This window comes from Vibrio sp. 10N.286.49.B3, assembly GCF_002873395.1.
GTDB lineage: Bacteria > Pseudomonadota > Gammaproteobacteria > Enterobacterales > Vibrionaceae > Vibrio.
The window spans coordinates 147119-162523 of sequence record NZ_MCUV01000013.1; the positions used below are offsets into that span (position 1 = coordinate 147119).

Genomic DNA, 15405 nt, shown 5'->3' on the forward strand with positions numbered 1-15405 from the left:
ACTCGATAAGAAAAGCCTCTCCTGCATCGCTCTTTTTTAAATAGAAAGCGATGAGGGAGTAGGCTTTTTTTATTTATCTCATGATCACTGTTTATAGGGCGATATGATTGCATTTCCCGTTACAGGGTGGCGAGTTACCATAACCTTATCTTGATAAAGTTGATGAATATTCTGCTGGCTTAGTACGTCACTAGGATGCCCATCAGCCATTACTTCACCATGATTAATGAGTATTAGCCGATCGCAAAACTCGGCAGCAGTATTAAGGTTATGAATCGCAACTAGCGCCGATTTTCCTTGCTGACACGCCTTAGCTAAGACATTCATTAATTGAGACTCATGACCAATATCGAGACTCGCGGTTGGCTCATCGAGTAGTAGCAGTGGAGTATCTTGAACTAATAATCGAGCAAAGTGTACTAACTGTTTTTCACCACCAGACAGTTCAGTAATAGAACGCGATCTTAAATGCTCAATACCTAATTGGCGTAATGCTTGGGTAATTTGGCTTTGAATCGTTTTTGGAGAGATAAAAGCTTGTTGTTGCTGGGCATGAAACCCTAAGCTAATCGTTTCGGCGACGCTAAATGGAAAGGCTGCTTCGTTATATTGAGGTAAGTAACTCATACAACGTGCCCGTTCGATATGCGATATTTTATGCAGAGGTTTACCTTGAAGTGCTACTTCACCATGGGTCAATGTTTGAAACCCACTTAAACACTTCATTAATGTACTTTTTCCTGCACCATTTGGACCAATAATACCGACAAGCTCACCGCTGTTGATCTCCAGTGAGATATTATTTAACAGGGTTTTAGCTCCGGCTTGATAGCATAGACCAGAGACAGTTAATTGTGGTTTTTTCAGTATTACATCACTCATACTAATTGCCCTTTTCTCTGAAAGCGGATAATCAAACCGATGAAGTAACAACCACCAATAAATGAGGTAATAATGCCAGCTTTTAGCTCATGTGGGGCAATAATCCAGCGACCGAGTAAGTCACAAAGTAACAGGAAGATAATGCCAAAAATTGCCGAGTAGGGAAGGAGTTTGACGTGATCTGGGCCCACAAGAAGACGTACTAGATGTGGCACCATTAAACCAATGAAACCGATGGGACCAGCAACCGCAATCGACATCGCAGTGAGTAATGTGGCGCATAGTAGCAGACGAAAGCGAGTTTTTTGTACGTTAAGCCCCATACCATGCGCGCTTTCTTCACCAAGTGCTAATAAATTTAACGCTTTTGTGTGACGCAATAAGATGACACCAACAATAAGAATAATTGGTGCTGGATAGAAAAGGTGCTGCCACATGCGACCATCAAGGCCACCCATGGTCCAAAAGACAAATTGGCTCACTTCATATTGCTGAGCCATTAATAAAATCCCCATCGTTGCTCCACCTAATAAGCTCGATAAAGCAAGGCCAGCAAGGATCAGAAACAAAATTTGTGACGATGACGTTTTTGATGCTAGTAGATAAATGAAGAGTGTGGCTGATAAAGCACCAACCGTAGTAAAGACGGGCAGCCACAGAGGGTGCATGAATGAAAAGCCAGTAACAATAGCCATGACCGCACCAAAACTGCTCCCCGAGCTAACCCCTAAAACATCAGGGCTCGCTAACGGGTTTTTAAACAGACCTTGAGTACAAGCACCGGCTAATGCTAATGCACCGCCAGCAAATATCGCAGCGCAGGCGCGAGGAAAACGTATATGCAGCACAATGGCAGAAGCAAGGGGTTGCTCTTGCGTTGCCAACTCACTACCACCAAGCAAGTAAGCTTTAAACATGGCAATAATATCGGCAACAGGAACGGAAACAGCGCCAATGCTTAAATACGCAAAAAAGAGTGCTAGAAATAAGCAAAGTGTAAATGGGATCTGAAAAGCGCTATAGCGATAAAAAGGCATAGTTAATTTTTGTATACAGAGTGATTAACGAAAATAATCGAGTCAGCAATATATTGACTATAAACACCACGCAAAACTTGTGGTATTTCATAAACTCGACCTGATTGGATAGCATTAACTGATTTCAGCGCTGGATCAGAGAGTACTTCTTGCTTAAATTTCTCGGCCGCATTTTTATCCCCATAAACCCAACCAGGAATGAAAAGAACATCAGGATTTAATGCAACCATCAACTCTTTAGAGACAGGTACTTGGCCATATTGGTCATTGGCATAACCGGAAATGACATTGGTTAACTGCGCGCGCTCTAACATACTATTCCATGATGAATTATCACCACTCGATGTGCCCCAAGGGTTGTAGTCCAAAGCGGTTAATTGCTTGTCAGGAATAATAACATCGGTTATTAGGCGTTGTTGCATCGTGGTAATGACCGTTTCAGCCGCATCATTTCGATTGATAATTTGACCTATTTGACGAATTTCTGCCTCAATTTCTGGCAAAGTCGTTGGTGATTGCAAAATATACACCGTGATACCCGCCTTTTTAAGAATCGCTAACTTGCCAGCATCACTCCAATTTGCAGCAAAGACCACATCCGGTTGATTGGCGATAATCGTTTCGATATTCAATGCAGTTAACGGGATACCTTGTGGCAATTTATCGATAAAAGGTGAGTAGTTTGGGTTATCAGCCAAATTAGTCAAGCTGGTCAAATAGTGAGGCTCAATGAGATCGAGCAATACTTCATCGGTAAAGAGTGTCTTGGAGGATATTTTTAAAGGTGCTTGCGTAAAAGTGACGCGATTACCTAATCCATCGGTAACGGTTAAAGGGTACTCGGTACTTGCTAATAAAGAATAGCTAAATGAGAAAATGAGTGTGGTGATCAATGCTTTAAATGCCGGCCAAGCCATGCTAACTCCTGTAAAACGCGTACAAATTTCAATATTTAATAAAGTATGGGTTCTTTGTATCTGACTTTAATACTGGTGGTATTTTTACAGTGGCGCGCCCGTTACGGATTCTAACCGTATTCCAAAGAACGGGCGTATTGTACTGTCCTAAAGCGGTAGATACTATCTTTAAACAGGTAAATAATTGGTTTTAATAGATTAAGAAAAGAGATAATCCTTATTAATGAAGCATGTTAGAGTAGATAGATCCCCTTTGATAACCTAGAGATGAAACGATGGCACTGAAAGCGTCAGGAAATGTTGGTGAGCTTTGTTACCCTTTTATTTTTGAAGATAGCCCACTATGCGACTTTGAAATCTTAACCGATGAGCTATGTACCTATACTGGTTTAGCACTATCTCAACTAGTAAGTGGTGAAGTGAGAGATTCGTTAGAGCGACTACAGCCAAAGATTTTTAACCTCAATGGTTCGATTCGAGGCAAGTGTGGCATTTTTGAGGAAGATATAGCGGAGCTGCTACAAGATCTGCATTACTTCAAAGCGCAAGTGACCGATGATGCAAAGCGGTTTGTTTTACCACGCGGAGTTGGACCTGTGATCCAATTGCATCAATGCCGTAGTTTGAGTAAAAAAGTGGTACGTACGTTGGTATTAGTCGATAAACTGACTACCAAGAAAATACCGGAAACCTTACCTCGCTTTGCGAACATACTGGCGAACTACTACTTTGCACTGACCCGAGTTCTGAATCAAGAAATGGGCACTGAAGAGCCAGAATATGTCAGTATTAATTACCCTGCACCAAAATAAATAATGTTAGGTTTCACCTAGCTCAACTGTGTCTTTCAATTTACGAGTTCGACTAACGCATAGAGAAGAACTCTTGATGAAAGGATGACAAGTCGTAATTTATAGATGACAAATCATGGGTTAACTGTTCTGAAAATGCTGTAGGACCACAAAACCAAATTGAGCATTGTAAAAGGTCAGAGTGTTGCTCAGAGAGTTGTTTAACATCAAGGAACGGTTGAGTGCGCCCATCAACTACTTTGAAAGTGATATTACTTTGTTGAGCTTCTTGCTCCAATTCATGAATTAATGTCATGCTTGGGGCATTGGTACAATAATATAGTGTTACCGGTTGAGTGGGTGAGGGGCGTTTCTGTAATGCCGCTTTGAATGCCGCTATACCAATACCTCCAGCAATCCATATTTGTGGCTTCTGATCATTAAAATCAAAGCATCCATAAGGCCCTTCGATGGTGACAGGGTCTCCAGCGAATAGATTACTTTTTAATGTCGAAGTGAAATCACCTAGCTCTTTGATCAAAAAACGTAACTGTCCATTATCGGTATCGGTACTTGCAATGGTAAAAGGGTGAATATTGTTTTGACCAAAATTTAGGTAAGCAAATTGTCCATCAGCATGGCCTGGCCAATTGGCTACGGATAGATGCAAATCTGTGACTCTATTTTTATTATCATGAGATAAGCTAGAGACATGACCCTCTTGGATTCTTTTTTTACCAACGTAACCACTTAGGCTCCATAAAGCAGCAAATATACCTATCATGATAATACCTAAAGTAAAGTAAGTGATAGGGTAAGGCCAGTAGCTATGTTTCAGTAAGACAGCACTATGGTAGGCAATGATCAGAAAGCAAAACGCCATCAATTTATGCGTAAGTTTGAATTTTTTATAACCAATAGTACCAAGTAATGAAATGACACCAAGTATAAGCATGAGATAAAAAGCCCACTCTCCAACGCCTTCAGCACCAGAACGTAATGGGCGAATGATCGAATAAAGTGAGTCGGGATTGATATTTCCAACCCCTTTTTCAGGTTTCGAGAGTATTTCCCAGCGAACTAAGTACTTCGGAATAATAGCTATTGCCCAATGCAATATGGCAAAAGCTAATGAAGTGATCCCAAGCCATTTATGTAAATGATAAGACTTATCTAAACCGTGCGTAAATTTTTCAATAAATGGCAAACGCAAAGCAAGCAACATGACTGCAACCATCAAGGTCACTGTAATAATGCCACTATATTGAACGAAAGCGCTTCTATACTGGAAAAAATTAGTCAAGCTGAATAACTGAGGTTCTGCTTGTAACCAAAATAGGGATAGAACAATTAAAAATACGGTGAATTTAAAGTAGGTATTTTTCATAGTCGCGCCTTGCTGCCAGATTTTATCTATGAGAATAGCTGTTAGTTTGTCAATGAGCGTCAGTGATGAGTAAATCTATGTAAAGGTCTAATAGATGATTAAGCGGATAAAAAATTACGAGTATGAGATGCTCTGGTTAACCATTTGTTGCGATGACGAGGGTCGAAGTGAAAAATTAAGCATATGTATGAGTAATTCATAAAGTGAATAGTGTGATGAATAGCATGTTTTTAGCTTTATTTTCCTAAGGGCCAACCTCACAGAAGGAGAGGGGTTAGCACTAATAAAGATCTTACCTCATGTCATTTGTATTGCTTTTGAACTATTTTAGAGTATTTATTAGACTCTTTAGTGGTTTGATGTGGTCATTTTAGTTTTTTTGTCTGTACAAATAATTTTAATCTATCTAAATAGCTCATCTTTTTCAGTCATCCAATACTTGCTTTCAAATCATGAGACGTATATTCTTATCTCGATATAAACATACAATATGATATTTAATCTTATTTTTAGGAGTTAGACATGACTAAACCAGTAATCGGTTTCATCGGCCTTGGTCTTATGGGCGGCAACATGGTTGAAAACCTACAAACACGTGGTTACCAAGTTAACGTAATGGACCTTAACCAAGATGCAGTTGATGCTGTACTTGCTCGTGGTAACGCTACACAGTTCACTTCTGCTAAAGAACTTGCTGCAGCAAGTGACGTTGTTGAGTTCTGTCTTACAACTTCAGCTGTTGTTGAAAAAATTGTTTACGGTGAAGACGGTGTTCTAGCTGGTATCAAAGAAGGTTCAACTCTAATTGACTTCGGTACTTCTATCCCTGCTTCTACTCAAAAAATCGGTGCTGCTCTAGCTGAGAAAGGCGCTGGCATGATCGATGCTCCTCTAGGTCGTACACCTGCACACGCTAAAGATGGTCTTCTAAACATCATGGCTGCTGGCGACATGGAAACTTTCAACAAAGTTAAGCCTCTTCTAGAAGAGCAAGGCGAAAACGTATTCCACCTAGGTAAACTAGGTTCAGGTCACGTTACTAAGCTTGTAAACAACTTCATGGGTATGACTACTGTTGCTACTATGTCTCAAGCGTTTGCTGTTGCAAAACTTGCTGGTGTTGACGGTCAACAGTTATTCGACATCATGTCTGCTGGTCCTTCTAACTCTCCATTCATGCAGTTCTGTAAGTTCTACGCTGTAGATGGCGAAGAAAAATTAGGTTTCTCTGTTGCAAACGCAAACAAAGACCTTGGTTACTTCCTAGAGCTAGTTAAAGACTTAGGTACTGAGTCTCTAATCGCTGAAGGTACTTCTAAGAGCCTACAAGCAGCAGTTGATGCTGGCCTAGGTCAAAACGACGTACCAGTAATCTTCGACTACTTCACTAAACTAGAGAAGTAATTCGAACATAACCCTACTTTGGTGTGGCTATGCAAATGGCCACCCTTTAGTGGGGTTATCTCTTTTTTAAACCCTCGCTTTTACTCTTCCGTTTCATCGCTTCAAACTCCCTCATTTTTATCTTCTTATTTAAATGAATTGGTATTCTGCTTCATCAGGCAGCATAATAGCCGCCCATTAAATAAAAGTATTCATAATGCGCCTTGATAAATTTATTTGTAAAAGTACAGAGCTCACTAAAGCGATGGCATTAGAAGTGATCCATGCCGGTAATGTTAGTGTCAATGGTGATATTTCTCTTAACGAAAGGATGCAAGTTCACGCAAACAATAGCGTGATGTTGCAAGATAAAGCGCTTAAACTCCGTCCTTTTCGTTATCTTTTAATGCATAAACCGGCTGGAACCATTTGTTCTAATATTGATGAAGTTTATCCATCGTTATTTAATGATATCGCTATCGAGAAGCGTGATGAGTTACATATTGCTGGTCGATTGGATGCTGATACGACAGGTTTAGTACTTATTACCGATGATGGGCATTGGTCATACAATATAACGCTCCCGAGTAAAAACTGCAGCAAGGTTTATCGAGTCGGGTTAGCGCGACCTATCGATGAAAGTGCGATAGAGCAGTTTAAAGTTGGCGTTAAGTTACAAGGCGAAACACAGTTAACGCTCCCGGCAAAATTAGCGATCATTAGCGACAAAGATGTCTATCTAACTTTAACTGAAGGGAAGTTCCATCAGGTTAAGCGTATGTTTGCCGCCATCGGTAATCGCGTTATCTCTTTACATCGAGAGAAAATCGGTGATATTACGTTAGATGTTGATGTTGGTCAGTGGCGCTTTTTAACTCAAGAAGAAGTGAATACTTTTCTTTAAGTTTTGCACCCTACATATCACCTAGAAAACCACCGGTCTGATGTGCCCATAGTTGAGCATAAATGCCTCCTGTTGCGAGCAATTCATGATGAGTACCTTGCTCAACAATTTGACCGTTATCTATAACAATTAATCGATCCATCGCTGATATTGTCGACAGGCGGTGTGCAATGGCGATGACGGTTTTATTCTCCATTAAGGCTTCTAGGTTTTCCTGAATAGCCGACTCAACCTCAGAATCGAGTGCCGATGTCGCTTCATCCATGATCAGTATTGGCGCATTTTTTAATAGCACACGAGCAATGGCAATACGCTGGCGTTGTCCGCCGGATAATTTCACACCACGCTCTCCAACCTCAACAGCAAAACCTTGATTACCATTTTCATCTTTTAACTCTTGAATAAAATCATAAGCATGAGCTTGTTTTGTCGCTTTGATCAATGCCTCTTCACTCGCTTCAGGATCGCCATATAAAATGTTTTCGCGAATGGAGCGATGCAACAGTGATGTATCCTGGGTGATCATGCCAATTTGCTTACGCAGTGAATCTTGGCTAACAGTAGCGATGTCTTGATCATCAATACGAATATGCCCAGATTGAATATCATAAAAACGCAGAAGTAGGTTAACTAGGCTTGATTTACCAGCACCAGAGCGACCGACAAAGCCCACTTTTTCACCAGGTTTAAAGGTAAGGTTGAGATCCTTAAAGACGGGTTTCTCTTGGTTATAATAAAAATTCACCTGATCAAAATCGATTTTGCCATTACTTACCTGCAGCGAAGGCGCGTTTGCTGCATCTTCTATTTCCACATCAGTCGAAATCGTGTTCATGCTATCGATAACGGTACCGATATTTTCAAATAGGGTGCTGACTTCCCACATAATCCACTTCGACATACCTTGTACACGCAGCGCAATACTGATAGCAACCGCAATCACTCCGATAGTGACGCTAGCATCTAACCACAGTGTCACAGAGAGGGCAGCGATGGAGAAAAGCAGTAAGTAGTTAATGGTATCAACACTTAGCAGCAGGCAAGTCACCATACGCATTTGACGATATACCGTTTTTAGAAACAGTTTAAAGCTACTTTCTACGTACTCTTTTTCACGCTCAGAATGGGAGAAAAGTTTAATGGTTGTAATGTTGGTATAAGTATCAACCACTCTACCTGTCATGATAGAACGTGCATCGGCTTGGTCGGTTGCGACACGTTTCATCTTGGGAATAAAGTACAATTGGATCAAGATATAACAGATTAGCCAGATAATAATAGGCAGCATGAGTAGAAGATCGGATTGTCCCATCATCCAGATCATAGAGACAAAATAGACCGATATATAGACTAAGACATCAAGTAACTTCATCATGGTTTCACGTACTGCTAATGAACTTTGCATGACCTTTGTCGCCACTCGTCCAGCAAAATCACGCTGGAAGAAACTCACACTCTGTTTTAATAAATAACGATGCACGGACCAGCGAATCGACATAGGATAATTGCCCAATAATGTCTGATGCATGATCATTGAATGGAGGAGTCCAAGCAGCGGCATAACAAGCGTCACCAGCAATAGCATTGTGGTCATTTTCTCACCCTGATCGACCCAGAATGTGGCGCGATCTTGAGTACTTAATATATCCACCAACTGTCCCATGTAGCTAAGTAGCACCACTTCGGCTATGGCGATCAAAGCACTAAGAGAAGACATGATAAGCAAAGGTACTTCAAAGCCTTTTGTATAGTGACGACAAAACCCCACCAATGTTTTCGGCGGTTTTTGTGGCTCTTGTGCAGGGAAGGGGTTCGTTAAGTTTTCAAACCAATTAAACATTATTATTCCAAATCGTAGTCAGAGAAGAGGCAGCGAATGAAAGTATTTACTGCGATTGGTATAAGTATTCTCAACATCATTATTATCAGTATGGCTCATAATCAAATTTAATGTTAAGCAAAGCAGTAAACCAGTATTATAGACTTGATGGATATAGTTAAATTGATGTAAAAGAAGTTTTTTTATGCTATTTATGATCACTTACTTTGATTGGTATTAGATCTTAGAAAAAATACCTAGGGCTTAATTGCTCATATATTATTTAAGGAAGAATAATGAAAGACGAAACCCTCTCGATCCATTTTGGTTATGAAACTGATCCGACAACCAAATCGGTAGCCACACCTATCTATCAAACCGTTGCTTATGAATTTGATAATGCTCAACATGGTGCTGATCTGTTTAATTTAGAGGTCCCTGGCAATATTTATACTCGCATCATGAACCCAACAAATGATGTATTAGAAAAGCGTATGGCTGCATTGGAAGGGGGCATTGCTGGGTTGGCAGTGAGTGCAGGCAGTGCTGCGATTAATTACGCTATTTTAACTCTAGCGCAAATTGGCGATAATATTGTTGCGACGCCACAGCTTTATGGTGGTTCTTATACGCTATTTGCTCATATGTTGCCAAATCAAGGGATTGAAGTTCGCTTCGCAAAGGATGATAAACCTGAGAGTTTGGCAGAGCTTATTGATGATAAAACTAAAGCAATTTTTTGTGAAAGTATTGGTAATCCAGCAGGTAACATTATTGATTTAGAGCGTGTGGCAGAACTGGCTCATGCGCAAGGTGTCCCTGTGATTGTTGATAATACGGTGGCAACACCTGCACTGTGTAAGCCGATTGAATTTGGTGCTGATATTGTGGTTCACTCACTGACAAAATACGTTGGTGGTCACGGTACCACACTGGGTGGCATGATCATCGATTCAGGTAAGTTCCCATGGGCAGAGCATAAAGCACGTTTCCCAGTGTTTAACCAACCTGAGCCTTCTTATCATGGTGTGGTTTATACTGAAGCCTTTGGTCCTGCTGCTTTTATTGGTCGTGCTCGCACAGTACCACTACGTAATACCGGTTCAGCACTTTCACCAATGAATGCCTTTATGCTCATGCAAGGGTTAGAAACACTGCCACTACGTATGGAAAGACATACTGAAAATGCACTTAAAGTGGCGGAATATCTTAACCAGCATGATAAAGTAAGTTGGGTCAATTACGCAGGTCTTATCGATTCGCCACATCATCACTTAGCGCAAAAGTACATGAAAGGTACCCCGTCTGCGATTCTTTCTTTTGGTTTAAAAGATGGCTACGATGCAGGCGTTCGTTTTTATGATGCATTAGCGATCTTTAAACGCTTAGTCAATATAGGCGATGCGAAATCATTAGCGTGTCACCCAGCATCAACCACTCACCGTCAATTGAGCGAGCAAGAGCAAAAACAAGCAGGTGTTTCTCCTGAAATGATCCGTTTATCAGTAGGGATAGAGCATATTGATGATATCCTTGCCGATCTAGAACAAGCGCTTAATGCTTAGATAGACGATAGCAGTATTCAATTCTATGCTTTAGGAAACGTCAGCTTTTTAGCTGGCGTTTTTTAACGGCGCTGACATGAAGTACAACCTCGACATGCCGATCGGGTGTGAGGATCTAAACGGCTTCTTTGCACTTTACAGTAGGCATTTTTAAGTGCTCGTCTTGCAGAAAACCAGTCATCTGGCTTCGTTAATATCAGATAACCATTAAAGTGTTTTACCAGGGGTAAGCGATATTCGTCAATAAAACGACTGTCAAAGCCAATATCAAAATAGTCCAATGCTTGTTCAATAGACTCAAAGCTTTCGATGATTGTCTGGATATCTTGTTTACTCATAATGGCTGCTATTTGGTTGTTTTCTATCCAAAGATGAAAGTATTATCTTCAGTGTAATTGAATTTGGTCATAGAAACACCTTCTATCACAAAGTGAAGCTTTAAATAAGTTAATCTAGTTTAACGACTATTTAGCTTGATCTAGATCATTTTGTAGTGATTAATTTAGCGATATGTTGATAACTCGTTAATATTGATAGTAAGGTTTATCGTATGGAATTAATACAAGATGCTAGATGCTATACCGATGTTTGTGTGAAAGGAAAGTGGTTCCATTACGATCACTGCACAACCAACGCTTACATGCTAAATGGTGGTGAATCCTCGAACATTGAACTTGCAAAAATGCCTTCTACAGAAAATGAGTTAGTAGATTTACTATCTGATATGATGTAGCTTAGATCAAAGCCGCAACACTATGCGGCTTGAATTTTATTTAGCCTTTCATTATTTAAACGCCAACTCATATCAATCCTCACTCTTCGACTCTTTATCTATTCTGGCTAACTTGTCACGTCTCTTTTTATTAATCGAATCTATACTGTAGAAACTGTGATAGAAGAGGTTATGCCAATGTTGAATGAAAACCATGCATTTATTTTAGACTTCCCTGAACTCAAGTTAGATATCGTACAACTTAATCATGATGATCCCATTTTTAAAGCAGAGCTACAGCGCTATCATCTGTTAGATTTTGATATTAGGCAGTTGGAAATTTCAGGCAGTCCAATCGATGATGACAATATGAACGCCCTGAAATTGCAACGTATTGAGTTAAAAGATCGTTTATACAAGCAACTAGTTGAACATCATGATCATTTGTGATTTTGTTCAATAGATCAAATGATTATCTAAATAGCCATCGGTATAGTGGTGTTTTTTCTAAGCCAATAATAAGCAATGAAGTAAGGATAATAGAACCTGTAAATACAGTGATATCCTTACTTATATTTTCCAGTGCTAAAAAGCTCGAAAGGTTCATCATGATAATGATCATCGGTAAATGTGCGACATAAATAGGTAAGACATATTTAGCAAGGGAGGTTAGGCGACGATGACTGCCAAACTTAGGTTTAGATAGTAGGAACATGAAACATCCAATCCCCCAAAATGCCGTCCCAAATAAGAAATCATTAGCATTAAAGGCTTGCCCATAAAAGGATAAGCCGTACGCTTCGCTAAAATGAACAAGCATTCCTCCGATAGCAATCATCAGCGCTTTTTTACTCGATAGTTCAATATTGTATTGGCGGATCATAAAGCCAACCGCAAACAGAAGAGTACTAAAAAAAGGACCATTACGAGTAAAGAATGGGGCAGTAAAGTCCGTGAGTATTTGATAGCTACCAGCCAGTACGCCATAGATGTATAACACGACAGCAATGGGAATAAGAAGATTGAGTTTATCAACCTTCGCTAATAGAGCCGTAATGAAAGTCGCAAACATCAGTGCTGGCAAAAACCATAAATGAACTAATCCGCCTTCAAGCAGTGAATTGATAGGCGTTTGTGCTAAGAAGTTCCAGTAACCTTGTCTTTCAGTTAAGTAGCCATGTTCTAGCACTATGCCGAGGTTAAAAGGCATCAGTAAACAGATAATACTCCAAACAATGAACACTCTTACTAGAGGGGAGCAATATCGTTTCAGGGTATCGAACGGGCGAAGAGTCAGTTTAGGTTGGATTAGATAGCCGGAGATAACGAAAAAGAGTGGCACGGCAAAGCGTGTGGCTTGATTGAATATATAGCCAAACCAAGGCACACCATCGCACTGCCAATAGGTTACAAACATCTGGCAATGCATCGCTAATATAGCAAAAATGGCGATGACTCTTCCGCACTCAAGACTCTGAATCTTATTACTTTCCATATCGTCCTCTGAATAAATCTTAGTGGAAAAATCATATCAGGGTTCAGTTGCAAAGAGTCAAAGAGTGTCAAGTTTTGTTATGGGAGTAGTGATATTCTCTCTATCTATATCTATCCACCTCTCCCTCATACTTTAGTCGAAATTGCAGGCAACCTACTTGTCTAACGAGCAAATCACCCTCTACTTTATAGTCATATCTAAACATTGTTGACGGTTTTTGTATGAATCGAAATAAACACAAATCTCATAATCAAAGCCAGCTCAAATCAGCAGTTAATCACTTTGCTCTGTGGTGAGCTTTATCATCTGTTACGTATGTAGCGTTATCAATTCCCGCCACTTAATTGAACAATACGTGTTAAAGGAACAGTCACTCGCTAAAGGAGAAGCTCAATGAAGCAATCATCGTCTAACTTGCCTAGCCCTGGTACTAAATTTCGTCAAGCCGTAGCAAAGAATACCCCATTACAAATTGTCGGCACCATTAATCCTTATTGCGCGATGATGGCAAAGAATCTAGGTCACCAAGCAATCTATTTATCAGGAGGAGGGATCGCCAATGCATCGTACGGTCTACCTGATCTCGGCATTACGACATTAAATGATGTGTTGGTCGATGTAGAGCGGATCACGAATGCGTGTGACTTACCTTTGCTGGTGGATATTGATACCGGTTTTGGTGGGGCATTCAATATATCCAGAACAATAAGGGGCATGGAAAAAGCAGGTGCAGCAGCCGTGCATATTGAAGATCAAGTTGCTCAAAAACGCTGTGGTCATCGTCCGAATAAAGCCATTGTCAGCCAACAAGAGATGATGGATAGAGTCAAAGCCGCTGTTGATGCACGTCATGATGCAAATTTTGTCTTGATGGCACGTACCGATGCATTAGCCGTTGAAGGGTTTGATTGTGCCGTTGAACGGGCTATTGCGTATGTCGAAGCGGGTGCCGATATGATTTTCCCCGAAGCGATGAATCAACTGGATCAGTATCAGAGATTTTCCGCTGCTTTGCAGTCCGCCATAGGAAAACCCGTCCCAATATTGGCGAATATCACTGAATTTGGTCAAACCCCTCTCTATGGATGTGAACAATTAGCTCAAGTTAATGTGGATATGGTGCTCTATCCGTTGAGTGCATTTCGAGCGATGAACCTTGCCGCTGAAAAGGTTTATCGTCACTTACTTGAGGTCGGTAACCAAGAAGCGCTGCTAGGTGACATGCAGACAAGAAATGAGTTATACGCGCATCTTAATTATCACGACTATGAAGACAAACTTGATCAACTATTTTCAGAAGAATAACGCTAATCCAATAACGTCAAACCTATGGTTGCCACTAAGCTCCACGAGAGAGTCGGCACAAAAAAGAGAAGGAATTCATCATGCCAAATCAAGCACTAAGCGGCGCAGGGTTACGAGGTCAATGTGCCGGAGTCACCGCGTTATGTACTGTCGGTCAATCAGGAACAGGCTTAACTTACCGAGGCTATGACATTAGTGACTTAGCTCATCATGCCGAGTTTGAAGAAGTTGCCCATCTTCTTTTGGTTGGTCACTTACCGACACAAGTGGAACTCGACCACTATAAAAGGAAATTGATTGAGCTGCGAGGTTTACCGCAAGCACTAAAATCCGCTTTAGAGTTGATCCCAGCCAGTGCTCACCCGATGGATGTGATGCGCACGGGGTGTTCTGTCCTAGGTAACCTTGAGCAAGAGATTGATTTCTCACAACAACAAGCGGCGACCGACCGCATGCTTGCACTCTTTCCTGCCATTATCTGTTACTGGTATCGCTTTAGTCATGATGGGGTTCGAGTTGATACACACGATCAATCGCAAGATTCCATTGGTGGCTACTTTCTAAAAATGCTAACTGATACAGAGCCAAGCGCTTTACACAAACAAGTTATGCACTGCTCGTTGATTTTGTATGCCGAGCATGAATTTAATGCATCTACTTTTGCAGCGCGTGTATGTGCTTCAACGCTATCGGATATTCACTCCTGTGTCACAGCGGCAATAGGCACACTGCGAGGACCATTACATGGTGGGGCAAATGAAGCGGCAATGGAAATGATAGAACACTGGAAAAGCGCAGATGAAGCAGAAGATAACATCATGACAATGCTAGCCAATAAAGACAAAATTATGGGCTTTGGTCATGCTATTTATCGAGAAAGCGACCCTCGTAATGCGTTAATTAAACATTGGTCTAGCGCTTTATCTGATGCGGTGGGGGATACTCATCTGTATGCGGTTTCAGAACGAGTCGAAGCAGTAATGAAGCGTGAAAAGGATCTCTTTTGTAACGCTGATTTCTTCCATGCCTCTGCTTATCATTTTATGAATATACCGACCAAACTATTTACGCCCATTTTTGTTATGAGCCGTTTAACCGGTTGGACTGCGCATATTTTTGAGCAGCGAGCAAACAATCGAATTATCCGCCCAAGTGCCGATTATCATGGACCAGAAGCTCGTGCATGGTTACCGATTGAACAGCGCTAA

Annotated in this window: 15 protein-coding genes and 1 pseudogene; 9 read left to right on the forward strand and 7 right to left on the reverse strand. The window is 40.8% G+C overall.

Annotated elements, in window-relative coordinates; all coding sequences use genetic code 11:
• Positions 1 to 84 precede the first annotated feature (84 nt).
• Genes BCU68_RS07490 through BCU68_RS07500 form a run of 3 tightly spaced genes read right to left on the reverse strand, consistent with a single transcriptional unit; the run spans position 85 to position 2836 of the window.
• Positions 85 to 882, reverse strand: a complete 798-nt coding sequence (locus tag BCU68_RS07490; protein WP_102564164.1) for an ATP-binding cassette domain-containing protein — start codon at positions 880 to 882, stop codon at positions 85 to 87.
• Positions 879 to 1919 (reverse strand): iron ABC transporter permease, encoded by a 1041-nt coding sequence (locus tag BCU68_RS07495; protein ID WP_102564165.1) that lies wholly within the window; start codon positions 1917 to 1919, stop codon positions 879 to 881. The genes BCU68_RS07490 and BCU68_RS07495 overlap by 4 nt, the downstream gene beginning before the upstream one ends.
• Before the next feature lie 2 nt (positions 1920 to 1921).
• On the reverse strand, positions 1922 to 2836 hold the full coding sequence (locus tag BCU68_RS07500) for an ABC transporter substrate-binding protein (protein WP_102564166.1): 915 nt from the start codon (positions 2834 to 2836) through the stop codon (positions 1922 to 1924).
• Between the two features lie 275 nt (positions 2837 to 3111).
• Here BCU68_RS07500 and BCU68_RS07505 point away from each other — a divergent pair, with 275 nt between their 5' ends.
• Positions 3112 to 3648 carry a cobalamin adenosyltransferase gene (locus BCU68_RS07505; RefSeq protein ID WP_102564167.1) on the forward strand — a complete coding sequence of 179 codons (537 nt, stop codon included), beginning with the start codon at positions 3112 to 3114 and terminating at the stop codon, positions 3646 to 3648.
• 52 nt (positions 3649 to 3700) lie between these two features.
• Here BCU68_RS07505 and BCU68_RS07510 read toward each other — a convergent pair whose 3' ends face one another.
• The gene (locus BCU68_RS07510; protein WP_102564168.1) at positions 3701 to 5014 is read right to left on the reverse strand and encodes a ferric reductase-like transmembrane domain-containing protein; all 1314 of its coding nucleotides are present in this window, start codon (positions 5012 to 5014) and stop codon (positions 3701 to 3703) included.
• Positions 5015 to 5536: 522 nt separating this feature from the next.
• On the opposite strand from BCU68_RS07510, the gene BCU68_RS07515 reads away from it, so the two are divergent.
• Complete coding sequence (locus BCU68_RS07515) at positions 5537 to 6418, forward strand: NAD(P)-dependent oxidoreductase (protein ID WP_102564169.1); 882 nt, start codon at positions 5537 to 5539, stop codon at positions 6416 to 6418.
• Positions 6419 to 6614: 196 nt separating this feature from the next.
• Positions 6615 to 7301 (forward strand): pseudouridine synthase, encoded by a 687-nt coding sequence (locus BCU68_RS07520; RefSeq protein WP_102564170.1) that lies wholly within the window; start codon positions 6615 to 6617, stop codon positions 7299 to 7301.
• A gap of 10 nt (positions 7302 to 7311) precedes the next feature.
• On the opposite strand, the gene BCU68_RS07525 is transcribed toward BCU68_RS07520, so the two are convergent.
• Positions 7312 to 9141 carry an ABC transporter ATP-binding protein gene (locus BCU68_RS07525; protein ID WP_102564171.1) on the reverse strand — a complete coding sequence of 610 codons (1830 nt, stop codon included), beginning with the start codon at positions 9139 to 9141 and terminating at the stop codon, positions 7312 to 7314.
• A 275-nt stretch (positions 9142 to 9416) separates the two neighbouring features.
• Here BCU68_RS07525 and BCU68_RS07530 point away from each other — a divergent pair, with 275 nt between their 5' ends.
• Positions 9417 to 10685, forward strand: coding sequence for an O-acetylhomoserine aminocarboxypropyltransferase/cysteine synthase (locus BCU68_RS07530; protein ID WP_102564172.1), 1269 nt, complete (start codon positions 9417 to 9419; stop codon positions 10683 to 10685).
• Positions 10686 to 10747: 62 nt separating this feature from the next.
• On the opposite strand, the gene BCU68_RS07535 is transcribed toward BCU68_RS07530, so the two are convergent.
• Positions 10748 to 11023 carry a nitrogenase-stabilizing/protective protein NifW gene (locus BCU68_RS07535; RefSeq protein ID WP_102564173.1) on the reverse strand — a complete coding sequence of 92 codons (276 nt, stop codon included), beginning with the start codon at positions 11021 to 11023 and terminating at the stop codon, positions 10748 to 10750.
• Positions 11024 to 11235: 212 nt separating this feature from the next.
• Between BCU68_RS07535 and BCU68_RS07540 the strand changes: the two genes are divergently transcribed.
• Positions 11236 to 11418 carry a hypothetical protein gene (locus BCU68_RS07540; RefSeq protein ID WP_102564174.1) on the forward strand — a complete coding sequence of 61 codons (183 nt, stop codon included), beginning with the start codon at positions 11236 to 11238 and terminating at the stop codon, positions 11416 to 11418.
• 177 nt (positions 11419 to 11595) lie between these two features.
• Complete coding sequence (locus BCU68_RS07545) at positions 11596 to 11847, forward strand: YdcH family protein (RefSeq protein ID WP_102564212.1); 252 nt, start codon at positions 11596 to 11598, stop codon at positions 11845 to 11847.
• Between the two features lie 22 nt (positions 11848 to 11869).
• Here the strand turns inward: BCU68_RS07545 and BCU68_RS07550 are convergent, their stop codons facing one another.
• On the reverse strand, positions 11870 to 12892 hold the full coding sequence (locus BCU68_RS07550) for an acyltransferase family protein (RefSeq protein WP_102564175.1): 1023 nt from the start codon (positions 12890 to 12892) through the stop codon (positions 11870 to 11872).
• A 246-nt stretch (positions 12893 to 13138) separates the two neighbouring features.
• Between BCU68_RS07550 and BCU68_RS07555 the strand changes: the two are divergent.
• From BCU68_RS07555 to prpC, 3 genes and pseudogenes are all read left to right on the forward strand, one after another.
• Positions 13139 to 13210, forward strand: a pseudogene (locus tag BCU68_RS07555) (GntR family transcriptional regulator); the annotation flags it as partial.
• A gap of 75 nt (positions 13211 to 13285) precedes the next feature.
• Complete coding sequence (gene prpB / locus BCU68_RS07560) at positions 13286 to 14197, forward strand: methylisocitrate lyase (RefSeq protein ID WP_102564176.1); 912 nt, start codon at positions 13286 to 13288, stop codon at positions 14195 to 14197.
• 80 nt (positions 14198 to 14277) lie between these two features.
• Positions 14278 to 15405, forward strand: coding sequence for a 2-methylcitrate synthase (gene prpC, locus BCU68_RS07565; RefSeq protein ID WP_102564177.1), 1128 nt, complete (start codon positions 14278 to 14280; stop codon positions 15403 to 15405).